Genomic DNA, 23,865 nt, shown 5'->3' with positions numbered 1-23,865 from the left:
CCCCCGGCATGGCAAAGCATCGCTGTGGATAATCAACCATGCCTCGGTGGAGCGGTTCCGGCACGGCGCCAATATTCCACACGGACCCGCCGGAAGCACCCGCGCGGCACGGCCCGACAGGAGCCTTTCGCATGGGCCGTATCGCTCGTGAGATACGGAGACGCAGGCGTCTTTCCTACGGCCCGCCGGAATGGCAGAAAGACAATGGGACCACCCCACCCACTCCAAGGAAAACGCCATGCCCACGACCGCACGCACCCCTGCCGACGCATGCAGCCTCCTCGATGCAGACCACCGCAAAGTCAAGAAGATGTTCAAGGAATACGAGGAGCTCGCCGGCTCCAAGTCCAAGACGTCGATTGCCAAGAAGCGCGAACTCGCGGACCAGATCTGCCTGGAGCTGACCGTGCACGCCCAGATCGAGGAAGAGATTTTCTACCCCGCACTGCGCGAAGCACTGCGCGAAACCGACCTGCTCGACGAGGCGGAAGTCGAGCACGCGAGCGCCAAGGACCTGATCGCACAGATCCAAGGCGCCGACCCGACCGACGACAAGTTCGATGCCAAGGTGACGGTGCTGGGCGAGTACATCGACCACCACGTCAAGGAAGAGCGCAACGAGATCTTCACCAAGGCCCGCGCCGCGCGCAAGCTCGACCTGGTGGCCATGCGCGATGCCCTGCAGGCCCGCAAGAACGAACTGATGGAAGAGATGCAGGCGATGGCCTGAGCGTTCCCGGTGCGCGGCGCGCTGCCGCGCCAACGCTCCACTGCAGCGTACTTTCCGAACGCCCGCTCCCGGCCCTGCCGGTGGCGGGCGTTCCGCATTCCGGATCAGCCACGGTCGGAGGCGATTGGCAAGCATTCCCGGAAAAACCTTCATGGGCAGCCAGGACGGGCAGTCGGCCTACAGCATCGTCTTTATCATTACATATGATTACATTGAGTGAATTTTCTTAACAAACATGCCGCGCCTCTTCCGGAAATGGCATTTCCAGCAGAGCGCAGGCAGCTTCCTGCTTCCCCCGAAAGAACGCTATGAACTTGGACAATTGGACGATCCGCGCCAAACTGACGATCGGCTTCGGCCTGGTGCTGGTCATCGCCTGCGTCGTCAGCCTGCTGGGCATTGCGAACCTGTCCAGCATGAACGACCGGACGGCCGAGATTTCCCGGAAGGCGCTTCCCAGCGTGGCAGCGGCGGGCTCCATCAGCCGCGACCTCTCCGCGCTTCGCATCGCCCGCCTGGGGCTGATCCTCACCGGTCCTAACGCGCCCATGCCGCAGGCCATCACGACCGTGGAAAATGCCCGCGACGCGCTGAACGCGTCGGTGAAGGCGGCAGCCCCCCTGTTCACCAGCGCCGAGGAGGCCAAGATCTACCAGGATCTGCGCACCCAGGTGGCCGAGTACACCTCCACGCTTCCGCAGCAGTTGAATTTCGCGCGTGATAACAACATCGACGCGGTGCGGGGGATCTTCGTCGGTCCGGCCGGTGTCGCCTACCGCGCGGCGAACAAGGCGCTGGAAGACCTGGTCGCCATCAACAACAAGGGCAGCGAGCTGGCCGCGGACCGGGCCACCGAAACGTACCGCGACGGGCGCCTGCAACTCTTGATCGGGCTGATCGCCATGGTGGCCCTCAGCGCGGTGGTGGCGGTGCTGATGGCGAACAACCTGGCACGTCGCGCCCGGCTGTGCTCGGATGCGGCGCACCGCATGGCCCGGGGCGATCTGAGCCACCCGGTGGCCGCGTCCGGACGCGACGAACTGGCGCAGATGCTGCAGGCACTGGAAGCCACGCGCGAGCACCTGCGCACGACCGTGGGCAGCGTCCGCCACAACGCGGAAGCCGTGGCCACGGCCAGCGCGGAGATCTCGCAGGGCAACCAGGACCTCAGCGGCCGCACCGAGCGCCAGGCCAGCGCCCTGGAGCAGACGGCAGCCTCCATGGAACAGCTGGGCTCGACCGTGCAGCAGAATGCCGACAGCGCGCGCCAGGCCAACCAGCTGGCGAAGAATGCCGCCGTGGTGGCGACGCAGGGCGGCCAGGTGGTGAGCCAGGTGGTGGAGACGATGCGCGGCATCAACGAGTCGTCGCGGCAGATCTCGGACATCATCCAGGTCATCGACAGCATCGCGTTCCAGACCAACATCCTGGCCCTGAACGCGGCCGTCGAAGCCGCCCGCGCCGGCGAGCAGGGCCGCGGCTTCGCCGTGGTGGCGAGCGAGGTGCGCAGCCTCGCGGGCCGCTCTGCCGACGCCGCCAAGGAGATCAAGACGCTCATCGGCGCCAGCGTGGAACGCGTGACCGCCGGCAATGCGCTGGTGGACCAGGCCGGCACGACCATGGCCGAGATCGTCGGCGCCATCCACCGCGTGACGGACATCATGGGCGAGATCAGCGCCGCCAGCGTGGAGCAGGCCACCGGCGTGGGCCAGGTGGGCGAAGCCGTGACGCAGATGGACCAGGCCACGCAGCAGAACGCGGCACTGGTGGAGGAAATGGCGGCGGCCGCCGGCAGCCTGAACAAGCAGGCCGAGGACCTGGTGCGGGGCGTGTCCACGTTCAACCTGGGCGATGGCCGCGTCGCCATCGGTGGTGCCGGCGCCAGCAGCCACACGGCCGTGGGATTCTCGCGTCCCGTGGCGGCCCTGGCGGCATGACGCCGGCTGGTGGCGAGGTGCGCTGAGGCGCTCCGCAACCGGCCAACCGGCCAGGTCCCATGGGCTCCCGTGCGGGCACCGGCCGGGCGATGCCGCCGAGCTTCTGCCCGCATCGTCCTGGATCCGTCGTGCCGCGCGCAGCCGGGTTACCCGGCCTCCGCCGCCCGGAACGCTCGGCCGTCCCTCAGGCCGGCCGTCGTGCCGCACCGGGCGGCCAGGGCTGCCGGCCAGGTGATCCGGGCGCGGCCTCCGCCTGTGCGCAGACGGGCGAAGGCGGAAGCCCCCCCACCTCGGCCGGGGTCGCCACCACGGGCTCGGCCGGCGCCAGCATGCGCGCCCGGCGCCACCCGCCCCAGTGGTAGTAGGCCATCGACATCAGCATGGCGCAGAGCGCGCTCGCCGGAAAACTCCACCAGATCGCATCCGTGCCCAGCCAGGGCTGCAGGCCGTAGGCGATCGGCAGGCGGATGCCCCAGAGCGCCAGGCCCAGGATGATGAGCGGAGGCACCACCGCGCCGGTGGAGCGCACCACGCCCGAAAGCACGAAGGTCACGCCGAAGAACAGGAACGACCCCACGGCGATGTGGTTGAGGTGGCGCGCCGCCTCCAGCGATGCGCTGCCCGCCGGCAGGAAGAGCGACAGCGCCGTGCGGTCCAGCACCACCAGCGGCACGATGATCGCGCCGGTCAGCACGAAATTGAACAGCGTGCCGCTGCGGGCCACGCCGTCCACCCGCTCCCAGCGGCCGGCGCCCACGTTCTGCGCCGCCATCGACGAGCAGGCCGCGCCGATCGCCATAGCGGGCATCTGCACGTAGGTCCAGAGCTGCAGCGCCGCGCCGTAGGCCGACGCGGTGACCACGCCCTGCGCGTTGACCAGGCCCATCAGCATCAGCATGGCGGTGGAGATCATCACCATCTGCGCCCCCATCGGCAGCCCCTTGACGACCAGCGCGCGCAGGATGGTGCCGTCGGGTTTGAAGAGCCGCCAGTCGGCCCGGCCGATCCAGAGCGGGTGCCGGCGCCAGCGCAGCCAGGCCAGCAGCGCAACGAAGCTGATCGCGTTGGCCACCAGCGTCGCCATGGCCGAGCCGGAGATGCCCATGCGCGGCACGGGGCCCCAGCCGAAGATGAGCAGCGGGTTCAGGGCCGTGTCCAGCACTACCACCAGGAGCAGGAAGAGAAACGGCGTGCGGGTATCGCCCGCGCCGCGCAGCACGGCCGAGATGAAGGCGAACAGGTAGAGCAGCGGAACCGCCAGGAACAGCGTGCGCAGATAGGCCTCGGCCAGCGGCAGGGCGGCGGCGGGCGTGCCCATCCAGCCCAGGATCTCGCGCGACAGCGGCGGGCCGGCCGCGGCGATCAGCACGGCCGTACCGCCGAAGAAGGTGGCGCTGGTGCCGATCACGCGGCGCGCCTGCGGCAGGTTGCGCGCGCCCATGGCCTGCGCCACCAGAATCGTGGCCGCCATGCCCACGCCGAACACCGCGCCGATCAGGAGGAACAGGATGTTGTTGGCATTGGCCGTCGCGGTGAGCGCCGCCTCCCCCAGGTAGCGGCCCACCCACACGGCGTTGACCGAGCCGTTCAGCGACTGCAGCACGTTGCCCGCGAGGATGGGCAGCGCGAAGACCAGCAGGGTGCGGCCAATGGGGCCTTGCGTGAGGTCGCGGGTCGGGGCACGGGTCGAATCGCTGGAAGGCGCGGATGCGGCCGGCGGAGGCGGGTTCACGGATGGACGGGGATGTGGGCTGGCGGAGGCAGCGGAGCGGGCGGGCGGCGAGGCAGGCATGCGCCATGGTGCCGCCGCCGGGCAGCGGGAGGCTGTCGGCGAATGCCGAAACTCTGCCGCGGTGACAACGGACCCGGTCGCCCCCGCGATTGTTTGGATTTTGCAAACAGTGATGCCCACGCCGGCCTGTTTATCTGCGGCGGGCACATCGATAAATTCCTGGCATCGATACCCCCACGGGCATGCAGCCCCGCCAGAAGGACACCCCCCTATGCCGCCACCCACCACCTCCCCGCGCGACGTCGTCTTTCCGCCCGGGCGCCAGGCGCTCTACGAGAAGAACCGCTACTCCCCCGCCATCCGCTCGAACGGCTTCCTGTTCGTCTCCGGCCAGGTCGGCAGCCGTCCCGACGGATCCCCCGAGCCCGACTACCAGGCCAAGGTGCGGCTGGCGTTCGAGAACCTGAACGCCATCCTGCAGGCCGCAGGCTGCACCTTCGACGACGTGATCGACGTGACGGTGTTCATGGTGAACCCGGAGAAGCACTTCGAGACGGCCTGGGCGGTGGTGGGCGAGTACTGGGGCGACGCGCCGCACCCGACGCTGACCGGCGTCGGCGTGACGTGGCTGTACGGGTTCCAGTTCGAGATCAAGGTGATCGCGAAGCTCCCGGAGGGAGCCGTTTAAGCGCCTTTAGGGATTTGCCCCACCGATTTGCTCCCCGGCTTCGACCCGTGGAGAGGGCTTTTCTGATCGATGCTGGCTGCATCGAACCCCCTGAACACACCCTTGCACGGCGGGCAGCCCCCGTCCTACGCAGGGTGAGGAACTTTGGCTTTAGCACTCAGTCGAAGAGACTGCTAAAGTGAAAGCTTGGAAGAAAGGATTTCTGGAATGACGATTCAGTCTGGAACCGCCGCCACCGCGCTTGCCCCCGCCCCTGCCAACGCCTGGGCGCTGATCCCCCCGCTGGGCAACCTGGATGCGTACATCTCGGCCGTGAACCGCCTGCCGATGCTGACGGCCGACGAGGAGCGCACCTACGCCCGCCGGCTGAAGGAGCACAACGACGTGGAAGCCGCGGGCCGGATGGTGATGTCGCACCTGCGGCTCGTGGTGTCGATCGCCCGCCAGTACCTGGGTTACGGCCTGCCCCACGGCGACCTCATCCAGGAAGGCAACGTCGGCCTCATGAAGGCCGTGAAGCGCTTCGATCCCGACCAGAACGTGCGCCTGGTGAGCTACGCCATGCACTGGATCAAGGCCGAGATCCACGAATACATCCTGAAGAACTGGCGCATGGTGAAGGTGGCGACCACCAAGAGCCAGCGCAAGCTGTTCTTCAATCTGCGGTCGATGAAGCAGGGCTTCAAGGCCGATGCCGCGGCGACCGATGCGGCCACGCACCGCGACACGCTCTCCGAGCAGGAGATCGACGTGGTCGCCCGCCACCTGAACGTCAAGCGCGAGGAAGTCATCGAGATGGAAACGCGCCTCTCCGGCGGCGACGTGATGCTGGACCCGGCTCCGTCCGACGACGGCGAGCAGGCCTATGGCCCGATCGCCTACCTCGCGGACGGCGCGCACGAGCCGACGGCGATGATCGAATCGCGCCAGCGCGACGTGCTGGCCACCGACGGCATCGCCAGCGCGCTCGCCACCCTGGACGACCGCAGCCGCCGCATCGTGGAAGAGCGCTGGCTGAAGGTGAACGACGACGGCTCGGGCGGCATGACGCTGCATGAGCTGGCCGCGGTGTACGGCGTGAGCGCCGAGCGCATCCGCCAGATCGAAGTGGCCGCGATGAAGAAGATGAAGAAGGCGCTGGCCGAGTACGCCTGAGCCGCCGCCGGCCTGCGGGAGTTCCCGCAGGTGCGGGCCATAATCCGGGCGCGCCACCTCCGCAGGTGGCGCGCCCTTTTTTTCGTTCCCACACGCTGTGCCCCCTGCCATGACACGCCATCCCGCCCCGTCCCTTCCGCTTTCCCGCCGCAACGCGCTGGCTGCAGGCGCTGCGCTGCTGTGCAGCGGCTGGGCCGGCGCGCAGCCGGCGGCAGGCGCGGCGGGCACGCCCGGCTGGCCCGCCCGGCCGCTGCGCATCATCGTCGGCTTCCCTCCGGGCTCCTCGCCCGACCTGACGGCGCGCACGTTCACCGAGCCGCTCGCGCGGGCGCTGGGGCAGCCGGTGATCGTGGAGAACAAGGTGGGCGCCAGCGGCAACATCGGCGCGGATGCCGTGGCCAAGGCCACGGACGGACACACGATCGGGCTGTTCATCAACGTCAACCTGACGATCGCCAAGCTGATCAACCCGGCGCTGCCCTTCGATCCGCGCAGGGATCTCGCCCCGCTCAGCCTGGTGGGCGTATCGCCGCTGGTGCTCACGGTGCCGGCCGTCCAGGCGGGCGTTCCCGCCCATACCGATGCGCGCACGTTCCTGCAGGCGGCGCGGCAGGCCGGAGACCGCTGGAGCTACGGCACCCCCGGCGTGGGAACCGTCGGGCACGTGGGCACGGAACTGCTCAAGGCCCGCACCGGGATCGCGCCCGTGCACGTGCCCTACCCCGGCTACCCGCAGGTGGCGATGGGCATGCTCGGCGGCCAGCTGCAGATGGCGCTGCTGCCGCCGGCGCTGGCACAGGCCCAGCAGAAGACCGGCAAGCTGCAGCTGCTGGGCGTGACCTCCGCCGGCCGCAGCCCGCTCGCGCCGGGCGTGCCGAGCCTGGCCGAGGCCGGCGTGACGGATTTCCACCTCGAGATCTGGAACGCGTTCGCGGCGCCCGCCTCCATGCCCGCGGCGGTGCGTGCGCGGCTGTCCGCGCTGATCGCCGAGATCGCCCGCCGGCCCGACGTGCGGGAGCCGCTCTTCCAGCAGGGCTGGCAGGTCGCGGGGACTTCGGCCGAAGGCCTGGCGCGCCGCATCGACGCGGACACGGCCCAGATGGAGCGCGTGGTCCGCGCCCAGAGCATCCGGATCGAATAACGGGCACGGCGTGGCACGCCCGGGCGGGCGGCGCGGCCAGGGGGATTGATGTAGATCATGCCCGGGGAGGCGGCCCGCCGTCAGACTCCCGGCATCGTTGTACTCCGGGAGATCCCTGCCATGACCCCATTCCGCATCATCGTCGTCGGTGCCGGCCAGACGGGCACGCCGCTGCTGCGGCAACTGCTGGAGGCGCCCTTCGTGCAGGTGCTCGGCGTGGCGGACCTGGATCTTTCCCTGCCCGGCATCGCGCTGGCGCGCAGCCACGGCGTGCCCGTGACCGACGACTATCCGGAGTTGCTGGAACGCTGCGGCGCCTCGGCCGACATCGTGATCGACGTGACGGGCCAGCCGTCGGTGCGCGAGGCGCTGCGCCGGCACATGGTGGAGAGCGGCAACCACCGCACGGTCATCCTGCACGAGCGGATCGCGCTGCTCATGATGTCGCTGTCGGCCGGCGCGCTGGTCGAAGGCCGGCACGGCGACGTGGCATACGCCTGACGGCGCGCACACGCCTTCCTGCTTTTCGACGCGCGCGTTCTTCCATCGATCGGCCCGACACCCATGCCCTCCTCCGAACCGGACCGCAAGCCCTGCCACGAGTGCAGCAGCCGTCTCCAGTGCCTGATCGGCCGCCAGAGCGACGCGGGGCGTGCGCCGTGGGCCGCGCTGGTGGAAGAGCGCCGCTTCCGCAAGGGCGACGTGCTGCAGCGCCAGGGAGACACCGCGCAGTCCGTAGCCGTGCTCAAGGTGGGCACGGCCCTGCTGCAGCGCACCGGGGTGGACGGCACGCCCCGGCCCGTGGCCATGGCGGGCTGCGGCCAGGCCCTGGGCACCGGGGCCGTGGCGGGCACGCCCGAAGACCTGACCTGGGTGGCCGTGCTGGAGGGCCGCATGTGCCACGTGCCGGCCACGGCGCTGCTGCGCGCAGGAGGCGCGGGACCGGAATTCCTGCTCTCGCTGCTGCGGGAGGAGGCGCTGGCGCGCACGCGCCTCGCGGATTGGTCGGGGCTGCTGCGGCTGCGCGGCGTGCCGGCCCAGCTCGCGAGCGCATTGCTGCAGCTCGCACAACTGCAGCGCAGCACCCTGGTGCGGCTCCCCACGCACACCGTGCTGGCCTCGCTGCTGGCCACTACCCGGGAAACCGTCGCGCGTTCCCTGGCGCAGCTGGCCCAGCACGGCGCGGTGGTGCGCCACGACCGCTGGCACTGCGCCATCGTGCGCGGGCCGCTGGTGGCGCTGCTGGAAGGGGCGCCGGCGCATGCCGGGGAGATGCCGCGGACGGTGGCCTCCCGTACCGCAGCGCCCGCTGATCGTTCGCCCGCTGATCGTTCGCCCGCTGCACCTTCGGCCGCCGCATCGCGCCGTGTACCGGCCGTGCGGGAACTCGACCTGGTGGCCGCTGCCGTGCGGCGGCCGGTGCGCGCCGCCGCCGCGCCGGTGCCGCAGGCGGCGCGGGCCTGATGGCAGGTTCTGCCCACGCGCCCGGCCCGGTCACCCCGGCCAGGCCGCAGGGGCGGCGCGGGAACTCAGGACGCCGGGGTCTGCAGCAGGGCCTTCACGTCGGAGGCCAGGGCCTGGGCGCCGCTGCCGTAGCGGTGGTAGACGCGCAGGCGGCCGGCCGGATCGTAGAGGTAGCTGCCGGCCGAGTGGTCCATGGTGTAGCTCGTGGGCGTCTGGCCCGGCACCTTCTTGTAGTAGATCTTGAAGTCCTTGGCCACGGCCGCGAGCTGCTCGGGCGTGCCCCGCAGCGCGAGGAAGCTCGGATCGAAGTTGGTCATGTAGGCCTTCAGCACCTCGGGCGTGTCGCGCTCCGGGTCCACCGTGACGAACAGGCCCTGCAGCCGGTCGCCGTCCGCGCCCAGCGAGCGTTTCACCTCGGCCAGCTCGGCCATGGAGGTCGGGCAGACGTCCGGACACTGGGTGTAGCCGAAGAACACGACCACCACCTTGCCGGCGAAGTCCTTCAGGTGGCGCGGCTGGCCGTTGTGGTCGGGCAGCGGCAGATCGCGCGCGTATTCCGCGCCGGTCACGTCCACGCCCTGGAAGGCCGGGGCCTTCTCCTTGGAGCAGCCCGCGAGCAGGCCCGCCGCGCCGGCGAACAGGGCGCAGGCCGCTGCGCTGCGAAGGAGGGTGCGTTTGTTCAGGGGCATGGCGGTTCAGAGCACGTAATGGTCCACCAGCAGCGCGGCGAACAGCAGGCTGAGGTGGATGAGGGAGAAGCGGAAGGTCTTGCGCGCGAGCGCATCGGAATAGTTGCGCCAGAGGCGGAACGCATAGGCGCAGAAGCCGGCGCAGAGCACCACCGCCGCGGCCAGGTAGATCCAGGAGCTCATGCCGTAGACGAACGGCATCAGGCAACCCGCGAACAGGATGAAGGTGTAGAGCAGCACCTGCAGCCGGGTGAACTCGTTGCCGTGCGTGACGGGCAGCATCGGCAGGCCGGACCTGCGGTAGTCCTCGACGCGGTAGAGCGCGAGCGCCCAGAAATGCGGAGGCGTCCAGAGGAAGATGATGAGGAAGAGGATCAGCGGCTCGGGGCCGACGTCGCCCGTCATCGCGGCCCAGCCGAGCACCGGCGGCATGGCGCCCGAGGCGCCGCCGATCACGATGTTCTGGGGTGTGCGCGGCTTGAGCACCACCGTGTAGATGATCGCGTAGCCCACGAAGGTGGCGAAGGTGAGCCACATGGTGAGCGCGTTCACCCCGAAGAACAGCACGAGCGAGCCGGCGAGGCACAGCAGGACCGAGAAGGACAGCGTCTGCGCGTTCGAGAGCTCGCCCTTGGCCGTGGGGCGCCAGGCGGTGCGCTTCATTTTCGCGTCGATGTGCTGCTCGACGAGGCAGTTGAAGGCCGCGGCGGCCCCGGCGACCAGCCAGATCCCGAGGCAGGCGACCGCCATGTGCAGCCACTGCGCGCCGCTCGGCAGGCCCGGCACCGCGAGCACCATCCCGATGAAGGCGCAGAAAACGATGAGCTGGACCACGCGCGGCTTGGTCAGCGCGTAGAACTGCGAGAAGCGGGACGGCACCGCGGGGGATGCGGTGGAAGCGGAAGCGGCACTCATGTGGAAGAAATTCTCGGGGCGCCCGGGGCGGTTTCAACCGCGCGGGGGATGGACATTTTGTCCCTGGCGCCCGCCGCGCGGCTCGCGGTGAGGGCCCAGGTCAGCACCACGACCAGCGCCGCGGCGCCGCCCGTGTGCAGCACGGCGGCCACCAGCGGCCAGTCGAGCACCACGTTGGACAGGCCGGTGGCGAACTGCAGCAGCGCCAGGCCCGCCAGCCAGCGGGCCTGCGGGCGCAGCGCGCCGGCACGGCGCAGGCGCCAGACCAGCAGCGCCAGCGCCGCCAGCACGAGGTAGGCCGCCAGGCGGTGGACGTAATGGATGGCGGTGAGGCCGGCGAAGCTGATGTGGCTGCCGTCCTGCAGCATGCCGAGCGGACGCCACACCTGGAAGCCTTCGGCGAACGCCATGTCGGGCCACCAGCTGCCCTGGCAGGCCGGAAAAGTCGTGCACGCCAGCACGGCATAGTTAGTGCTCACCCACCCGCCGAGTACGATCTGCAGGCCGACCAGCACCGCCGTGAGCACGAGCAGACCGCGCAGGGCACGGGGCAGCGGCTCCGGCGGCGTGCCGTTCGAGCCCTGCGTCTGCCGCACGGCCTGCACGCAGAGCAGCGCCAGCAGCACGATGCCGCCGATCAGGTGCAGCGTGACGATGGCGGGAAACAGTTTCATGGTCACGGTCCAGGCGCCGAAGGCGCCCTGCAGGCAGACCCAGACCAGCGTGGCGGTGGGCCACCAGGGGCTGACCGCGATGCGCTGGCGGTCCTGCCCCTCGCCTGCCCGCGCGGCGCGCGACCGGCGGTGCTGCCACCAGGCCCCCACGGTGAGCGCGATGATGAGCACGCCCACGCCGGACGCGAGGTAGCGGTGCACCATCTCCACCCAGGCCTTGCCGTGGGTGACGGGGCCCGTGGGCATGGCCTCCTGCGCCGCCGAGATCTCGGCACGCGCGCCGACCGGGCTGGCACTGCCGTAGCAACCCGGCCAGTCGGGGCAGCCGAGCCCCGAATCGGTGAGCCGGGTGAAGGCGCCGAACAGCACCAGATCGAAGGTGAGGAACAGCGTGAGGATGGCGAGCGCCTGCCACCGGCGCACGGGGCTGCCGTGCCGGTTGCGCCACGCCACCCACGCGAGCGGGCCGAGCGCGACCGCCGTGCCGAGCAGCATCAGCTCGGCCAGCGGAGCGAAATCGTAGAGCGGCTGGGCGGGCGTCATGGCCTGATGGCCTCCGGACGTCCGGGCTGGTCCCACGACGACGATGCGCGCATGAGGCGGTCCAGGTCGCGCTTGGCCCGGCCCGCGCCGGCGGCGTCCATGCGCGCGGGGAAGCGCATCATCCAGTGGCCCATCGGATCGACCAGGAAGAAATGTTCCTGCAGCGTGTGTCCGGGCGACGGGGCGAGCCAGCCCGCCACGGCCCGGGCATCCACCCGGCGCACCACGGCCCCGGCCAGGCCGGGGGTGATGTCCGCCGGGAGCGCGGCGTCGTCGGTCACGAGCCAGACGCGGTCCAGGCGGTCCTTTTCCTTGCCCAGGCTCTCGCGCAACTGGCGCTGCAGATAGAGCTGGCTGCGGCAGAGTTCGTCGCAGGCGCCGGGCGCCACGCTGACGAGCAGCCACTGGCCCTTCAGGTCGCCGAGCGTGCCTGCCGGCGTGCCGTCGGCCGCGCGGGCGGCCACGGCATCGGGAACCGGGCGCTGGGGATCGATGAGTTCGCCGTAGCTGCGCCGGGCGTCCGGGCGCACGAAGTAATACGTGACGTACGAGGCGACCACGGGCGCGGCGCAGATCAGCAGCACGCCCAGCATCTTCCAGCGGCCCTGGCGCGCTCGCGTCTCGAGCGCGGCCACCGCCTCCCCGGTGCCGGGCAGGCTGTGCACGCTCAGCTCCAGCGGATGGGCCGCATCGGGGCCGTCATGCGGGAGGGGCCGGCTGGCGGCCTGGGCGAAAGAAGCGTCGGACGAGTTGGAACCAGACATAGAGGACTGCCACGAGGGCGCAGAGGCCGAACCACTGGAAGGCGTAGCCATGGTGCTTGGCGACACCCGCATCGACGGCCGGCCAGTCGCGCAGCAGCCCGCCTGCGGGGCCGCCGGTTTCCAGCACCGTGAGCGGGGCGAGCCCTGCCAGCCCCGTTTCGGCGCGGTAGGCCACCATATCGAGATTCTGCCGGATGCGGGAAGACCCCTCGCCGGCCGAGGTGCCGGGGGCGCCCGCGGAGCCGCCCCCGGGCTCGTACAGCCGCGACGGCGGAGCGGCGATGCGGCCGCGCACCTCCACCGTTCCGGCGGGGGCCGGCACCTCGGGCAGCCGGGTGCGGTCCTGGAAGTCGCGCGGCACCCAGCCGCGCTGCACGAGCACCACCGTGCCCTGCGCCGCCGGGGGCTCCAGCTGCAGCGGCGTGAGGACGAAGAAGCCGGGCCGGCCCTGCATCTGCCGGTTGTCGAGGAACACCGTGTAGCGGGGCAGCCAGCGCCCGCGCAGCACCACGGCGCGATGGACGAGGGCTTCGGCGGCAGCGGGCACGGACGGCGGCGCGCCCTGCGCCGCTCCCGCGCTACCTGCCTGCGCCACCGCGGGCAGCGCCGCCAATGCCGTTCCGTCCAGGGGCGGCTGCGCCTGCCGCGCGTCCACCGTGGCCTGCCAGGCTTCCTTCTGCGCGGCGCGGTCGAGCTGCCAGCGGCCGAGCGCCGCGGTGGCGGCCATGGCGGCGACGGCGGCCACGGTGATGCACCAGAAGCGCCCGTCGGCACGGAAACCCCTGGCTTCGTCGGTGCGCTTGCGGATAATGGGCTGCATGAAATACGTCGTGGTGCTGGCCTTCCTGGCCATTCTGGCGAGCCTGGCGTCGGCGCTCTTCTTCATGATGCGCACCGGACGGAACGACGACCGCGAACGCGGCCGGCACATGGCCCGCGCGCTGGCCGTGCGCGTGGGGCTGTCCATTCTGCTCTTCCTGTGCCTGCTGGCCGCGTGGAAGCTGGGCTACATCCAGCCCACGGGTTTGCCGGTGGGACGCTGAGCCCCGCCGGAAGCGGCCCGCAGCCGTGCCGGCCGGGCCCTGCTGGATCAGGGCCCCGGCCTTAGAGCCAGTACACCAGCACGTAGAGGCCCAGCCACACGACGTCCACGAAGTGCCAGTACCACGCGGCACCCTCGAAGCCGAAGTGGCGCTCGGCCGTGAAGTGCCCCTTCTGCAGGCGCAGCGTGATGAACAGCAGCATCAGCATGCCCACGAACACGTGGAAGCCGTGGAAGCCCGTCAGCATGAAGAACGTGGAGCCGAAGACGCCGGAGCTGAGCTTGAGGTTCAGCTCGGTGTAGAGGTGGAAGTATTCGTAGCCCTGCACGCAGAGGAACACGAAGCCGAGGACGACGGTCATCCACATGAAGCCCACGGCCCGGCTGCGGTGGTTCTCGCGCAGCGCATGGTGGGCGATGGTGAGCGTGACGCCCGAGGTGAGCAGCAGCGCCGTGTTGATGGTGGGCAGCCAGAAGGGCCCGACGGTCTGGAACGGCTCGACGATGCCGGCCGGCGAGGCCGTGGCGCCGGCGGAGATGCTGGGCCACGCGGCCTTGAAGTCGGGCCAGAGCAGCGCGTTGTCGAGGCTGCCCAGCGCGGGCACGGAGTGCGATCGCGCCCACCAGAGCGCCGTGAAGAACGCCCCGAAGAACATCACTTCGGAGAAGATGAACCAGCTCATGCTCCAGCGGTACGAGAGGTCGATCTTGCGCCCGTAGAGGCCCCCCTCGCTCTCGCGGGCCGCGTCGCGGAACCACTGGTAGAGCACGAAGAGCCACCAAGCGAGGCCGAAGAACAGCGAGTACTTGCCCCACTCGTGGCCGTTGATCCACTGGCCGGCGCCGAGGATGACGAAGAAGAGGCCCGCGGCCGCCATGACCGGGTGGCGGGATTCCGCGGGAACGTAGTAGTACGGCGTGGCGCCCTGGGGGGTTGTTGCACTCATGGCTGGCTCCTGTCTTTCCTTCTTGTCGTATGCGGTGTCTCGGGGGCTGGCGTCGCGGGGGGGGCTACACCACCCAGTTCACGAGGGCGATCAGGCCGCCCACGATCAGCACGATCGCCACCAGCCCGACCACGATGATGTGCAGCGGGCCGATGCGCTCGGTGTCCTGCTGGTACTCGGCCCCCTTGCGGATGCCCAGCAGCGACCACGCCACGGCGCGCACCGTGCGCCACCACGAACCGGCGCGCGGCGCCTGCGTCGGCACCCGGGCGGGGTCGTGGCGCGAGCCGGTCACGATCCGGCCTCCGCGGGGGCGCGCGGCGCGGCGGACACGGTGGCCGGGGCCGCCGGGGTCTTGCCGCCCACTTCGAAGAACGTGTAGGACAGGGTGATCGTGGTCACGTCCTTGGGCAGGCGCGGATCGACCACGAAGGCCACCGGCCACTCCTTCTTCTCGCCGGGCTCGAGCGTGTACTGGCTGAAGCAGAAGCACTCGAGCTTGTTGAAGTGCGCGGCCGCCTGCCGGGGCGCGTAGCTCGGGATGGCCTGCGCGGCCATGCGGCGGTTCTGCACGTTCTGGAACTCGTACATCACCGTGGCCAGCTCGCCGGGATGCACCTGGATCGAGGAGCGGGCGGGCTTGAAGTCCCACGGGCCGCGCGCGTTGGCGTCGAACTCGACCGTGATGGTGCGGCTGGTGTCCACCTGCGTGTTCGCGGGCAGCTTCACGTCGCGGCCCGCCACGCCGTTGCCGGGCACCTGCCGCTCCGACAGCGACAGGATGTTGATGCCCGTGACCTCGCAGATGTGCTTGTAGATCGGGATGAGCACGTAGCCGAACGCGAACATGCCGGCCGAGATCACGGCCAGCTTGCCCACCATGCGGAAGTTCTCTCGGCGTCGGCTCATGGCGGGGAGGTCAGTGCAGCCACGTCATCTTGACCATGAAGCCGATGAAGAAGGCCACCGCGATGCTCGCCAGGATGATGGCCATCCGCAGGTTGGCTTTCTTCTGCTCGGGTGTCGCCATATCGCGTGCTCCTTCTCGGCCTCTGCCGTCAGCCGATCACGCGGGTGGCGGATGCGTCGAGCTTGGGCGGGGTTTCGTAGGTGTGGAAGGGCGCGGGCGAAGGCACCTCCCACTCCAGGCCTTCCGCGGCTTCCCACGGACGCTGCGGCGCCGGCTCGCCCTTGCCGCGCATCGCGGGCAGCACGACGGCCAGGAAGAAGTACACCTGCATGAAGCCGAAGCCGAATGCCCCGATGGACGCCACCATGTTGAAGTCGGCGAACTGCATGGGGTAGTCGGCATAGCGCCGCGGCATGCCGGCGAGGCCCAGGAAGTGCATCGGGAAGAAGGTGATGTTGAAGGTGATGAGCGAGCCCCAGAAGTGGATGCGGCCGCGCGCCTCGCTGTACATCACGCCGGTCCATTTCGGAGCCCAGTAGTAGTAGGCCGCGAACATGGAGAACAGCGAGCCGGCCACCAGCACGTAGTGGAAGTGGGCCACCACGTAGTAGGTGTCCTGCAGCTGGATGTCGATGGGCGCCATGGAGAGGATCAGGCCCGTGAAGCCGCCCATGGTGAACACGAAGATGAAGCCCACCGCGAACAGCATGGGCGTCTCGAAGGTCATGGAGCCGCGCCACATGGTGGCGATCCAGTTGAAGATCTTCACGGCCGTGGGCACCGAGATCAGCATCGTGGCGTACATGAAGAACAGCTGGCCCGTGACCGGCATGCCCGTGGTGAACATGTGGTGGGCCCACACGATGAACGACAGGATGGCGATGGACGAGGTGGCATACACCATGGAGGCATAGCCGAAGAGCTTCTTGCGGCTGAAGGCCGGCACGATCTGGCTGATGATGCCGAAGGCCGGCAGGATCATGATGTAGACCTCGGGGTGGCCGAAGAACCAGAAGATGTGCTGGTACATGACCGGGTCGCCGCCGCCCGCCGGGTTGAAGAAGCTGGTGCCGAAGTGGCGGTCCGTGAGCGTCATGGTGATGGCGCCGGCCAGCACGGGCATCACGGCGATCAGCAGGTAGGCGGTGATGAGCCAGGTCCAGACGAACATGGGCATCTTCATGAGCGTCATGCCCGGCGCGCGCATGTTGAGGATGGTCACGATGATGTTGATCGAGCCCATGATCGACGAGGCGCCCAGGATGTGCATGGCGAAGATGCCGGCATCCATCGACGGGCCCATCTGCAGCGTGAGCGGCGCGTAGAGCGTCCAGCCGGCGGCGGGCGCGCCGCCCGGCATGAAGAACGAGGTCACCAGCATGATCGCCGCGGGGATCATCAGCCAGAAACTGAAGTTGTTCATGCGCGCGAAGGCCATGTCGGACGCGCCGATCTGCAGCGGGATCATCCAGTTCGCGAAGCCCACGAAGGCCGGCATGATCGCGCCGAACACCATGATGAGGCCGTGCATCGTGGTGAACTGGTTGAACAGCTCGGGGTTCACGATCTGCAGGCCGGGCTGGAACAGCTCGGCGCGGATCATCAGCGCCAGGAAGCCGCCGATCATCAGCATGGTGAACGAGAACAGCAGGTACAGCGTGCCGATGTCCTTGTGGTTGGTGGCGAACACCCAGCGGCGCCAGCCCGTGGGGCCGTGGTGCGCATGGTCGTGGTGGTCGTGCGCGTGGCCGGCGGTGTGGCCGGTGTTGTCGAGAACTGCGCTCATGTCGGGTTCCTCAATGCTCTGGCTGTCGGCTCTGCTGGGCGTGGGGCGGGGGCGGCGTGCCGCTCACTTGCCCCGCTGTGCCACGATTTCCGCGGGCTGGACGATCTGCCCGGTCTTGTTGGACCAGGCGTTCTTGGTATAGCTCACCACGGCCGCGAGATCGGTGTCGCTCAGCTGCGCCCACGACGGCATGGCGCCGCCGGCCGCGCCCTTGAGCACGATCTGGATCTGCTTGGCATGGTCCTCGTCCTTCACGATGGCGGAGCCGTCGAGGGGCTTGATGGGCCCCGCGCCCTTGCCGTTGGCCTGGTGGCAGGCCGCGCAGTTGGCGGCATACACCTTCTCGCCGCGCGCGACGATGTCGGTGAGCGTCCAGACCTTGTTCGGGTCATCGGCCTTGGCGGCCGCCTTCTTCTTCTCGCCGGCCACCCACTGGGTGTAGTCGGCCGCCGAGAGCACCTTCACGTGGATCGGCATGTAGGCGTGCTCCTTGCCGCAGAGCTCGGCGCACTGCCCGTAGTAGTCGCCCACCTTGTCGGCGCGGAACCAGGTGTCGCGCACGAAGCCGGGGATCGCGTCCTGCTTGATGCCGAACGCCGGCACCATGAACGAGTGGATGACGTCGTTGGCCGTGGTGATGACGCGCACCTTCTTGCCGACCGGCACCACCAGGGGGTTGTCCACCTTGAGGAGGTAGTCCGGCGGCGCGTCGGCGACCTTGCCGCTGTCGGAGAGCTGGCGGTGGCTGCTGTCGAGCGTGGAGACGTAGGCCAGGCCCTGGCCCTCGCCGTTGATGTAGTCGTAGCCCCACTTCCACTGGTAGCCGGTGACCTTCACGGTGAGGTCGGCGTTGGTGGTGTCCTTCTGGGCCACGAGCACCTTGGTGGCCGGCAGGGCCATGAGGATCACGATGATGAAGGGGACGATGGTCCAGATCACCTCGACCGTGACGGATTCGTGGAAGTTGGCGGGCTTGGCGCCCTGCGACTTGCGGTGCTTCCAGATGGAATAGAACATCACCGAGAACACGCCCACGAAGATGAGCGTGCAGATGACCAGCATCATCCAGTGCAGGAAGTGCTGCTCCTCGGCGATGCGCGTGACCGGGGGTGCGAGATTGAGCTGTCGCACGGCCGGGCCGCCGGGAAGGTCCTGCACGGCCTGCGCGGCGCCCCCCACCCAGGTACCGCACAGCAGCAGCAACGAAGGCAGCAGGTTGGAAATGCTTTTCTTCATAGTTCTCACTTCTCAGCCTCAATCAAACCTTTTGCCGAAAGCGCGCCCGCGTGGGGTCGGGCGGCGCTCCGGCGCATGCGGGCCCGGGCCGGGGCGCGGCGGCCCTGCCGCGCGGCGCCACGGGGTCCGCGAAACCCGGTGCCATTGAAATCGGAACGTGCAATGCCGGCGGCGCTGCACGGGTTGTCTCTTCGTCTCACCACACTGCCGGAAGGGGCAGCGTGCCTTGCATTGCGCAGCATGCCGTCCCCGTGGCGCGATTGCAAGAGCGCAGGCGCCATCCGCGGCCCGGCTTCGTACAAACCATGAGAAGGAAGGATGCGGCCCCGCGACATCGGGGGGCGGAGGCGGCGCGCACGGGCGCCGCGCGCTCGGGAACGCGGCAGGCGGGACGGCGTGCGCCGTGCGTTCCGCACCCGGAGCGGCCGCGCGGGCCGCCAGTGTCCGAAACCCTCAAATTGTAGCTTGCACCCACCGCGGGCCGGGGTGCGGGCAGCCCGGGGAAAACCCGCCGGCCGCGGCGCGTCAGCCGGGCCCGGCCCCGCCGGCGCGGCCCTGGCGCAGCATGGTGCGCATGTCCTGCAGCGACACGGCGCTGCTCTCGCTCATCTTGAGCCGGGGCGCCGGCTTGAAGGCGTGGCCGTAGATGATCTCGAACGTCAGCGCGAGCTGGCCGCCGTGCTCCGGGCTGGCGAGCCGGTCGGCCAGCGCCTGCTCCAGCCGCTCGCGCCAGCGCCGCCCCCGCAGCGCCGGAAAGCGCGCCGGATGGAGGTTGCGTCCGAGTTCGCGCAGCTCCTGCAGCAGCCGGGCGGGCGTGGCGAACGTGAGGGTGATGCGCTCCATGTCCATCACCGGCTCGGCGAAGCCCTGCTGGACCAGCATGTCGCCCCAGTCGTGCATGTCCGTCATTGCATGCCCCGCGGGCGGCCAGCCCAGCGCGGCATGCAGCGCGTGCAGCTCGCGCAGGGTGTCGGGCCCCAGGCACGAGAACATCAGGTAGCCGTCCACCGCCAGGGCGCGGTGCCACCGGGCGATCAGGGCCTGGGGGTCGGCCGAGAGGTGCAGGGCCATGTTGGCCCAGAGCATCTGCACGCCGCCGTCGGGCGGCACGCCGAACTGCACGGCCCCGGACGTCCAGCGCCGCGGGTTCCACCACGGCTGGCCGAGCGCCTCGCGGGCCATGGGCACGTGCCGCGGCACCGTCTCGGCGATCCACGCGGCGGCGCCGGGATAGCGCGCCGCCACCAGCGCGTGGCCCTGCAGGCCGCCGCGCACCGGGTCCCAGTCCGCCCAGGCGGCGGGCGCCTGCCGGATCCACTGCAGCCGGTCTTCCATGCGGCGCGCGACCTCCTCGTGCAGCCAGGGAGACGCGCCCGGCGCGCCCGCATGCCAGCGCGCGGCGGCAGCCGGGTCGATCGTGGGAGGAAGCTGGCGGTCGGAGGGGGCGGACATCGGGGTGGACAGGAAGCGGCGGGAAGCGGGTCGGGCAGTATATTGAGGCGATGTGGAATCGGTGGCTCTCAGGGATATCGGACCGGCTCTCCGGCGCGGCCCGTGCCGTGCCCAGCCAGTGCGCCTTCTGCCGGTCGTGGCCGGCGCGGCGCGTGTGCGATGGGTGCGCGGAGCGCTTCGCGCAGCCCCGGCACCGCTGCGCGACCTGCGCCCTGCCCGTTCCAGCGGGCGTGCGGCGGTGCGGCGAGTGCCTCGTGCGCCCGCCGCCGCTGTCGGCCTGCGTGGCCGCGGTGGATTACGGCTACCCGTGGGCGGAAGCGCTCACCGGATTCAAGTTCCGCGCCGATCCCGGCTGGGCGGACAGCCTGGCCCTGCTGCTGCGCAGCACGCCGTGGGCGGAGCCGCTGCTGGACGCGGCGGACGTGGTCGTGCCGGTGCCCCTGGCCCCTGCCCGCCTGCGCGAGCGCGGGTTCAACCAGTCGGCCCTGCTCGCCCGGGCGCTGGCGCCGGGCAAGACGGAATCCCGCGCCCTGCTGCGCCTGCGGCATGCCGAGGCGCAGAGCACGCTCTCGCGCGCCGGACGCCTGCGCAACCTGGAAGGCGTGTTCGCGGTGGACCCGGCGCGGGCCGGCCGGCTGGCGGGGAAACGCATCGTGCTGGTGGACGACGTGATGACCACCGGCGCCACCCTGCATGCGGCGGCAGCCGTGCTGCACAAGGCAGGTGCCGGCGAGGTCGGGGCGCTGGTCGTGGCGCGGACCAGGTAGCGGCGGCCGCCGCTGCCGGAGAACCGACGACTCGGCATTTGTAACGTTTCTTAACGAACTCCGCCCAGGGCGTCGCACGGCGCCGCGGCACGCCACCCCACAATAGCTTCCATGTTCCACATCGTCCTCGTCGAGCCCGAAATCCCGCCCAACACGGGCAATGCGATCCGCCTGGCCGCCAACACGGGCTGCACCCTGCACCTCGTGGAGCCGCTCGGCTTTTCGATGGAGGACAAGCTCATGAAGCGCGCCGGGCTCGATTACCACGAGTACGCCGAAGTCCGGGTGCATGCGGGCTGGACGGCCTTCCTGCGCGATGCACAGCCCGACCCGGAGCGCATCTTCGCGATGACGACGCACGGGGTGCACACCGTGTACGAAACCCTGTTCTCGCCCGGCGACTGGTTCGTGTTCGGCGCCGAAAGCCGCGGGCTGCCGCCCGAGCTGCGCGACTCGTTCGCGCCCGCGCAGCGGCTGCGCCTGCCGATGGTTCCGGGGCAGCGCAGCCTGAACCTGTCGAACGCGGTGGCGGTGACGGTGTACGAGGCGTGGCGGCAGAACGGTTTTTCGGTGCCGGCACCGGCCGCGTGAGGCCCGACGCCGCCTGCGGAGCCGCCTTCGGCCGCATCAGGCGACCGGCGGCACCTGCAGGGCCTCCTCGATGGACCAGCGGGTGCTCCGCCCCAGGAAATCCAGGAAGGCGCGCGTGCGGGCGGGCATGAACTTGCGGCTGGGGAATGCCGCGTAGAGCGTGTAGCGCCCCGTCGTCCACGGTGCCAGCACCCGCACCAAGCGGCCGTCGCGCAGGTGGGGCGCTGCGAGGTCGAGCGGCTGCGCGCTGATGCCCGCGCCGTCCAGCGTGGCGCGCAGCAGCGTGTCGATGTGGTTGGCCACGCACACGGGCTGCACGGCCACGTCCACCGTCCGGGCGGCGTCCGTGGGGTCGGTCAGGCGCAGCAGCCGGGGCCGGGCGTCCGCGAAGCGGCGCAGCAGGCACTGGTGCCGCGCGAGGTCGTCGGGCACCTTCGGAATGCCGTGCGCGCGCAGGTACTCGGGAGAGGCGCAGAGGATGCCGTCGAGCGAGACGATCGGCCGGGCGATGACATTGGCGTTGTAGCGCTCGTCGGCACCCAGCAGCGTCACGTCGTAGTCGCCGATGGCCGGCTCGACCGCGGAGTCGACGTGGATGTCCAGCACCACGCGCGGGTGCAGGCGCCGGAACTCCGCCACCAGTGGCGCGAGGATGTGGACGGCGAGCGCCGGGGGCGCGAGCAGCCGCAGCACCCCGGCGATGTCGGAGGTGTGCGCCTGCGCGGCCGCGAAGGCCTCGTCCACGTCGGCGAGGATGCTGCGCACCCGCAGCAGGTACGCCTCGCCGGCTTCGGTCAGCGACACCTTGCGGGTGGTGCGCTGCAGGAGCCGCGTGCCGATGTGCTCCTCCAGGTCGGCCACCAGCCGGGTGACCGCGGCGGGCGAGAGATCGAGCGTCCGCGCGGCCGCCGCGAAGCCGCCTTCGTCGGCCACCGCCTGGAACACGCGCATGGTGAGCAATCTGTCCATCACTGAAACGAAGAGACGTGACGGACCGAGATTATTTCAGTTTCACGAATTAATCATTGCCGGCGGCACGGTTTTTCCCGGGGTTAACCCTGCGTACAGTGAAGACATCCACTCACAGGAAAGGAACACACCATGAACCGCAAGCCTCTCGCATTCGCCGCCGCCGTCATCGCCCTGAGCGCCTTCTCGGCCCAGGCCGACACCGGCACGCAGACCGACTGGATCCACTACCCGGCCGTGAACCAGGCCACGTCCAGCACGCTGACGCGCGAAGCCGTGGTCGCCGACCTCGTGGCCGCCCGCCAGAACGGCACGCTGCCGCGCGACGGCGACTGGAGCAACGTTCCCGCGCCCCTGGCGCTGTCCGGCCAGTCCGACGGCAATACCCAGGTGGCCACGCGCGAGCAGGTGCGCGCCGAAGCGATCGCCGCGGCCCGCGCGCACACCATCGTGAGCGGCGACCACTGAGATCCCTGCCGCCGGGGGATCAGGCCGGCGCGCCGTAATTGCGCGTGAGCGATTCGGCCACGCAGACCGGCTTGTCGGCGCCTTCGCGCTCGATGGTGGCCTGCCAGGTCATCTGCACGCCGTCCGGCGCCGCCGGCTCGCAGGCCAGCAGCGTGAGCCGGGCCCGCAGGCGGCTGCCGACCGGCACGGGCGACATGAAGCGCACGCGGTTGAGGCCATAGTTGACGCCCATGCGCGCGCCCTCGATGTCGAAGGCCGCCTCGAAGAAGCGCGGCAGCAGCGAGAGCGTCAGGAAGCCGTGGGCGATCGGGCCGCCGAACGGACCCTGCGCCGCGCGTTCGGGATCGACGTGGATCCACTGGTGGTCCCCCGTGGCCTCGGCGAAGCGGTTCACCTGCTCCTGCGTGACGGGGATCCATTCGGTGACGGCCACCTCGCTGCCGACGCAGGCGGCCAGCTCCGAATAGGAATGGAAGGTCTTCTTCATGCACCGCACTGTAGTGCGGCGGGCGCATGGCGGCATGTCGGGCCGGCGACAGGGCAACGACCCGCTCCGGCCGGGCGATAGCGACGGGAGCCGGAGTTCAGTCGGCGGCCAGCCAGTCGCACACGGGGCGCCACTGCTCCAGGTCGCGCGCCACGCGGCCGGGCGCCACGTCGAACAGCGACAGGCCCTGCGCCGCGAGGTGCACGTAGTTCTGCGTGTCGCGCAGCATGCCGAGCACGGGCAGGCCGAGCCCTTCCACGAATTCCTGGAGCTTGTCCGCCGCGATCGTGCGGCCGTCCACGCGCATGCCGACGATGCCGATGCGGGTGGAGGCTGCCTGCCGGTGCGCGGCCAGCTCGTCGAGGAAGCTGCGCGTGGCGAAGATGTCGAAGACGCTGGGCTGCAGCGGCACGAGCACCTTGTCGGCGAGCTTGAGCATGTCCTTGAGCGCCGCGCCGTGCAGGCCGGCGGGGGTGTCGAGCACCGCGTGGCTGGCGTCGCGCGGCGCACGCAGCGCGGCGCCCTGGGGGGTCTCCCAGTCGGCGATGGGCCGGGCCGTGGCCGGGCGCAGGCTGCGCCAGAGCCGGGACGATTGCTGCGGGTCCAGGTCGCCCAGGGCGACGGTGTGGCCCTGGCTCGCGAAAAAGCCGGCCACGTTCATGGCAAGCGTGGACTTGCCGACTCCCCCCTTGGGGTTTGCCACTGCGATCATGGGCATGTGCGACTCTCCTCGATGGCGGAATGCGTGCGTTGCGGGACGCCGATGGTAGCGCTGCGC

27 protein-coding genes are annotated in these 23,865 nt (G+C 70.2%); 11 read left to right on the top strand and 16 right to left on the bottom strand.

Annotated elements, in window-relative coordinates; translation table 11 throughout:
* The first annotated feature begins 238 nt into the window (after positions 1–238).
* Entirely contained in the window at positions 239–730 is a 492-nt protein-coding gene (locus Q9R47_RS11885) for a hemerythrin domain-containing protein (protein ID WP_311233398.1), read from the top strand.
* 308 nt (positions 731–1,038) lie between these two features.
* On the top strand, positions 1,039–2,667 hold the full coding sequence (locus Q9R47_RS11880) for a methyl-accepting chemotaxis protein (RefSeq protein WP_311233397.1): 1,629 nt from the start codon (positions 1,039–1,041) through the stop codon (positions 2,665–2,667).
* Between the two features lie 184 nt (positions 2,668–2,851).
* On the opposite strand, the gene Q9R47_RS11875 is transcribed toward Q9R47_RS11880, so the two are convergent.
* Positions 2,852–4,459 (bottom strand): MATE family efflux transporter, encoded by a 1,608-nt coding sequence (locus tag Q9R47_RS11875; protein ID WP_311233396.1) that lies wholly within the window; start codon positions 4,457–4,459, stop codon positions 2,852–2,854.
* Positions 4,460–4,670: 211 nt separating this feature from the next.
* Between Q9R47_RS11875 and Q9R47_RS11870 the strand changes: the two genes are divergently transcribed.
* The 5 genes from Q9R47_RS11870 (at position 4,671) to Q9R47_RS11850 (ending at position 8,847) form a co-directional block, all read left to right on the top strand.
* On the top strand, positions 4,671–5,087 hold the full coding sequence (locus Q9R47_RS11870) for a RidA family protein (protein WP_311233395.1): 417 nt from the start codon (positions 4,671–4,673) through the stop codon (positions 5,085–5,087).
* 207 nt (positions 5,088–5,294) lie between these two features.
* On the top strand, positions 5,295–6,242 hold the full coding sequence (gene rpoH, locus Q9R47_RS11865; protein ID WP_311233394.1) for an RNA polymerase sigma factor RpoH: 948 nt from the start codon (positions 5,295–5,297) through the stop codon (positions 6,240–6,242).
* Positions 6,243–6,351: 109 nt separating this feature from the next.
* Positions 6,352–7,383: a tripartite tricarboxylate transporter substrate binding protein gene (locus tag Q9R47_RS11860; protein ID WP_311233393.1), complete on the top strand. Its 1,032-nt coding sequence runs from the start codon at positions 6,352–6,354 to the stop codon at positions 7,381–7,383.
* Positions 7,384–7,503: 120 nt separating this feature from the next.
* Positions 7,504–7,884, top strand: coding sequence for an oxidoreductase (locus Q9R47_RS11855; RefSeq protein ID WP_311233392.1), 381 nt, complete (start codon positions 7,504–7,506; stop codon positions 7,882–7,884).
* A gap of 63 nt (positions 7,885–7,947) precedes the next feature.
* A complete protein-coding gene (locus tag Q9R47_RS11850; RefSeq protein WP_311233391.1) occupies positions 7,948–8,847 on the top strand; it encodes a Crp/Fnr family transcriptional regulator in 900 nt (299 codons plus the stop codon).
* 65 nt (positions 8,848–8,912) lie between these two features.
* Here the strand turns inward: Q9R47_RS11850 and Q9R47_RS11845 are convergent, their stop codons facing one another.
* Genes Q9R47_RS11845 through Q9R47_RS11825 form a run of 5 tightly spaced genes read right to left on the bottom strand, consistent with a single transcriptional unit; the run spans position 8,913 to position 13,252 of the window.
* Positions 8,913–9,536, bottom strand: a complete 624-nt coding sequence (locus tag Q9R47_RS11845; RefSeq protein ID WP_311233390.1) for an SCO family protein — start codon at positions 9,534–9,536, stop codon at positions 8,913–8,915.
* Positions 9,537–9,542: 6 nt separating this feature from the next.
* The gene (cyoE, locus tag Q9R47_RS11840) at positions 9,543–10,451 is read right to left on the bottom strand and encodes a heme o synthase (protein ID WP_311233389.1); all 909 of its coding nucleotides are present in this window, start codon (positions 10,449–10,451) and stop codon (positions 9,543–9,545) included.
* On the bottom strand, positions 10,448–11,668 hold the full coding sequence (locus Q9R47_RS11835; RefSeq protein WP_311233388.1) for a COX15/CtaA family protein: 1,221 nt from the start codon (positions 11,666–11,668) through the stop codon (positions 10,448–10,450). The genes cyoE and Q9R47_RS11835 overlap by 4 nt, the downstream gene beginning before the upstream one ends.
* Positions 11,665–12,432, bottom strand: coding sequence for a hypothetical protein (locus Q9R47_RS11830; protein WP_311233387.1), 768 nt, complete (start codon positions 12,430–12,432; stop codon positions 11,665–11,667). The genes Q9R47_RS11835 and Q9R47_RS11830 overlap by 4 nt, the downstream gene beginning before the upstream one ends.
* Positions 12,368–13,252, bottom strand: a complete 885-nt coding sequence (locus Q9R47_RS11825) for an SURF1 family protein (RefSeq protein ID WP_311233386.1) — start codon at positions 13,250–13,252, stop codon at positions 12,368–12,370. The genes Q9R47_RS11830 and Q9R47_RS11825 overlap by 65 nt, the downstream gene beginning before the upstream one ends.
* On the opposite strand from Q9R47_RS11825, the gene Q9R47_RS11820 reads away from it, so the two are divergent.
* Entirely contained in the window at positions 13,251–13,475 is a 225-nt protein-coding gene (locus Q9R47_RS11820; protein WP_311233385.1) for a twin transmembrane helix small protein, read from the top strand. The genes Q9R47_RS11825 and Q9R47_RS11820 overlap by 2 nt on opposite strands.
* Positions 13,476–13,536: 61 nt before the next feature.
* Here Q9R47_RS11820 and Q9R47_RS11815 read toward each other — a convergent pair whose 3' ends face one another.
* The 7 genes from Q9R47_RS11815 to Q9R47_RS11785 all read right to left on the bottom strand — a co-directional run bounded on the left by Q9R47_RS11815 (position 13,537) and on the right by Q9R47_RS11785 (position 19,805).
* Positions 13,537–14,421 (bottom strand): cytochrome c oxidase subunit 3, encoded by an 885-nt coding sequence (locus tag Q9R47_RS11815; RefSeq protein ID WP_311233384.1) that lies wholly within the window; start codon positions 14,419–14,421, stop codon positions 13,537–13,539.
* Positions 14,422–14,485: 64 nt separating this feature from the next.
* Positions 14,486–14,716, bottom strand: a complete 231-nt coding sequence (locus Q9R47_RS11810) for a DUF2970 domain-containing protein (RefSeq protein ID WP_311233383.1) — start codon at positions 14,714–14,716, stop codon at positions 14,486–14,488.
* A complete protein-coding gene (locus tag Q9R47_RS11805; RefSeq protein WP_311233382.1) occupies positions 14,713–15,330 on the bottom strand; it encodes a cytochrome c oxidase assembly protein in 618 nt (205 codons plus the stop codon). The genes Q9R47_RS11810 and Q9R47_RS11805 overlap by 4 nt, the downstream gene beginning before the upstream one ends.
* 10 nt (positions 15,331–15,340) lie before the next feature.
* On the bottom strand, positions 15,341–15,451 hold the full coding sequence (locus Q9R47_RS11800) for a cytochrome oxidase small assembly protein (protein WP_217284567.1): 111 nt from the start codon (positions 15,449–15,451) through the stop codon (positions 15,341–15,343).
* Between the two features lie 28 nt (positions 15,452–15,479).
* Positions 15,480–17,117, bottom strand: coding sequence for a cytochrome c oxidase subunit I (ctaD, locus tag Q9R47_RS11795; RefSeq protein WP_311233381.1), 1,638 nt, complete (start codon positions 17,115–17,117; stop codon positions 15,480–15,482).
* Between the two features lie 63 nt (positions 17,118–17,180).
* Positions 17,181–18,353: a cytochrome c oxidase subunit II gene (gene coxB / locus Q9R47_RS11790; RefSeq protein ID WP_311233380.1), complete on the bottom strand. Its 1,173-nt coding sequence runs from the start codon at positions 18,351–18,353 to the stop codon at positions 17,181–17,183.
* Positions 18,354–18,878: 525 nt separating this feature from the next.
* Positions 18,879–19,805, bottom strand: coding sequence for a biotin synthase (locus Q9R47_RS11785; RefSeq protein ID WP_311233379.1), 927 nt, complete (start codon positions 19,803–19,805; stop codon positions 18,879–18,881).
* Positions 19,806–19,855: 50 nt separating this feature from the next.
* Here Q9R47_RS11785 and Q9R47_RS11780 point away from each other — a divergent pair, with 50 nt between their 5' ends.
* Positions 19,856–20,572, top strand: a complete 717-nt coding sequence (locus Q9R47_RS11780; protein ID WP_311233378.1) for a ComF family protein — start codon at positions 19,856–19,858, stop codon at positions 20,570–20,572.
* Positions 20,573–20,683: 111 nt separating this feature from the next.
* A complete protein-coding gene (locus tag Q9R47_RS11775; protein ID WP_311233377.1) occupies positions 20,684–21,163 on the top strand; it encodes a tRNA (cytidine(34)-2'-O)-methyltransferase in 480 nt (159 codons plus the stop codon).
* 36 nt (positions 21,164–21,199) lie between these two features.
* Here Q9R47_RS11775 and Q9R47_RS11770 read toward each other — a convergent pair whose 3' ends face one another.
* Positions 21,200–22,132 (bottom strand): LysR family transcriptional regulator, encoded by a 933-nt coding sequence (locus Q9R47_RS11770; RefSeq protein WP_311233376.1) that lies wholly within the window; start codon positions 22,130–22,132, stop codon positions 21,200–21,202.
* Positions 22,133–22,264: 132 nt separating this feature from the next.
* Between Q9R47_RS11770 and Q9R47_RS11765 the strand changes: the two genes are divergently transcribed.
* Entirely contained in the window at positions 22,265–22,600 is a 336-nt protein-coding gene (locus Q9R47_RS11765; RefSeq protein ID WP_311233375.1) for a DUF4148 domain-containing protein, read from the top strand.
* A gap of 19 nt (positions 22,601–22,619) precedes the next feature.
* Here the strand turns inward: Q9R47_RS11765 and Q9R47_RS11760 are convergent, their stop codons facing one another.
* Positions 22,620–23,087, bottom strand: coding sequence for a MaoC family dehydratase (locus Q9R47_RS11760; protein WP_311233374.1), 468 nt, complete (start codon positions 23,085–23,087; stop codon positions 22,620–22,622).
* 97 nt (positions 23,088–23,184) lie between these two features.
* Positions 23,185–23,805 carry a ParA family protein gene (locus Q9R47_RS11755; RefSeq protein WP_311233373.1) on the bottom strand — a complete coding sequence of 207 codons (621 nt, stop codon included), beginning with the start codon at positions 23,803–23,805 and terminating at the stop codon, positions 23,185–23,187.
* Between the last annotated feature and the right edge of the window lie 60 nt (positions 23,806–23,865).

This window comes from Acidovorax sp. PRC11 (assembly GCF_031844105.1).
Taxonomy (GTDB): Bacteria; Pseudomonadota; Gammaproteobacteria; order Burkholderiales; family Burkholderiaceae_C; genus Paracidovorax.
This window is presented reverse-complemented; position numbering and strand designations above follow the sequence as displayed.

Excerpts from the sequence above, each read along its gene's own strand:
- Q9R47_RS11885 (WP_311233398.1), top strand. The coding sequence starts at position 239 with ATGCCCACGACCGCACGCACCCCTGCCGACGCATGCAGCCTCCTCGAT.
- Q9R47_RS11880 (WP_311233397.1), top strand. The coding sequence starts at position 1,039 with ATGAACTTGGACAATTGGACGATCCGCGCCAAACTGACGATCGGCTTC.
- Q9R47_RS11875 (WP_311233396.1), bottom strand. The coding sequence starts at position 4,459 with ATGCCTGCCTCGCCGCCCGCCCGCTCCGCTGCCTCCGCCAGCCCACAT.
- Q9R47_RS11870 (WP_311233395.1), top strand. The coding sequence starts at position 4,671 with ATGCCGCCACCCACCACCTCCCCGCGCGACGTCGTCTTTCCGCCCGGG.
- rpoH (WP_311233394.1), top strand. The coding sequence starts at position 5,295 with ATGACGATTCAGTCTGGAACCGCCGCCACCGCGCTTGCCCCCGCCCCT.
- Q9R47_RS11860 (WP_311233393.1), top strand. The coding sequence starts at position 6,352 with ATGACACGCCATCCCGCCCCGTCCCTTCCGCTTTCCCGCCGCAACGCG.
- Q9R47_RS11855 (WP_311233392.1), top strand. The coding sequence starts at position 7,504 with ATGACCCCATTCCGCATCATCGTCGTCGGTGCCGGCCAGACGGGCACG.
- Q9R47_RS11850 (WP_311233391.1), top strand. The coding sequence starts at position 7,948 with ATGCCCTCCTCCGAACCGGACCGCAAGCCCTGCCACGAGTGCAGCAGC.
- Q9R47_RS11845 (WP_311233390.1), bottom strand. The coding sequence starts at position 9,536 with ATGCCCCTGAACAAACGCACCCTCCTTCGCAGCGCAGCGGCCTGCGCC.
- cyoE (WP_311233389.1), bottom strand. The coding sequence starts at position 10,451 with ATGAGTGCCGCTTCCGCTTCCACCGCATCCCCCGCGGTGCCGTCCCGC.
- Q9R47_RS11835 (WP_311233388.1), bottom strand. The coding sequence starts at position 11,668 with ATGACGCCCGCCCAGCCGCTCTACGATTTCGCTCCGCTGGCCGAGCTG.
- Q9R47_RS11830 (WP_311233387.1), bottom strand. The coding sequence starts at position 12,432 with ATGTCTGGTTCCAACTCGTCCGACGCTTCTTTCGCCCAGGCCGCCAGC.
- Q9R47_RS11820 (WP_311233385.1), top strand. The coding sequence starts at position 13,251 with ATGAAATACGTCGTGGTGCTGGCCTTCCTGGCCATTCTGGCGAGCCTG.
- Q9R47_RS11825 (WP_311233386.1), bottom strand. The coding sequence starts at position 13,252 with ATGCAGCCCATTATCCGCAAGCGCACCGACGAAGCCAGGGGTTTCCGT.
- Q9R47_RS11815 (WP_311233384.1), bottom strand. The coding sequence starts at position 14,421 with ATGAGTGCAACAACCCCCCAGGGCGCCACGCCGTACTACTACGTTCCC.
- Q9R47_RS11805 (WP_311233382.1), bottom strand. The coding sequence starts at position 15,330 with ATGAGCCGACGCCGAGAGAACTTCCGCATGGTGGGCAAGCTGGCCGTG.
- Q9R47_RS11800 (WP_217284567.1), bottom strand. The coding sequence starts at position 15,451 with ATGGCGACACCCGAGCAGAAGAAAGCCAACCTGCGGATGGCCATCATC.
- ctaD (WP_311233381.1), bottom strand. The coding sequence starts at position 17,117 with ATGAGCGCAGTTCTCGACAACACCGGCCACACCGCCGGCCACGCGCAC.
- coxB (WP_311233380.1), bottom strand. The coding sequence starts at position 18,353 with ATGAAGAAAAGCATTTCCAACCTGCTGCCTTCGTTGCTGCTGCTGTGC.
- Q9R47_RS11785 (WP_311233379.1), bottom strand. The coding sequence starts at position 19,805 with ATGTCCGCCCCCTCCGACCGCCAGCTTCCTCCCACGATCGACCCGGCT.
- Q9R47_RS11780 (WP_311233378.1), top strand. The coding sequence starts at position 19,856 with ATGTGGAATCGGTGGCTCTCAGGGATATCGGACCGGCTCTCCGGCGCG.
- Q9R47_RS11775 (WP_311233377.1), top strand. The coding sequence starts at position 20,684 with ATGTTCCACATCGTCCTCGTCGAGCCCGAAATCCCGCCCAACACGGGC.
- Q9R47_RS11770 (WP_311233376.1), bottom strand. The coding sequence starts at position 22,132 with ATGGACAGATTGCTCACCATGCGCGTGTTCCAGGCGGTGGCCGACGAA.
- Q9R47_RS11765 (WP_311233375.1), top strand. The coding sequence starts at position 22,265 with ATGAACCGCAAGCCTCTCGCATTCGCCGCCGCCGTCATCGCCCTGAGC.
- Q9R47_RS11760 (WP_311233374.1), bottom strand. The coding sequence starts at position 23,087 with ATGAAGAAGACCTTCCATTCCTATTCGGAGCTGGCCGCCTGCGTCGGC.
- Q9R47_RS11755 (WP_311233373.1), bottom strand. The coding sequence starts at position 23,805 with ATGCCCATGATCGCAGTGGCAAACCCCAAGGGGGGAGTCGGCAAGTCC.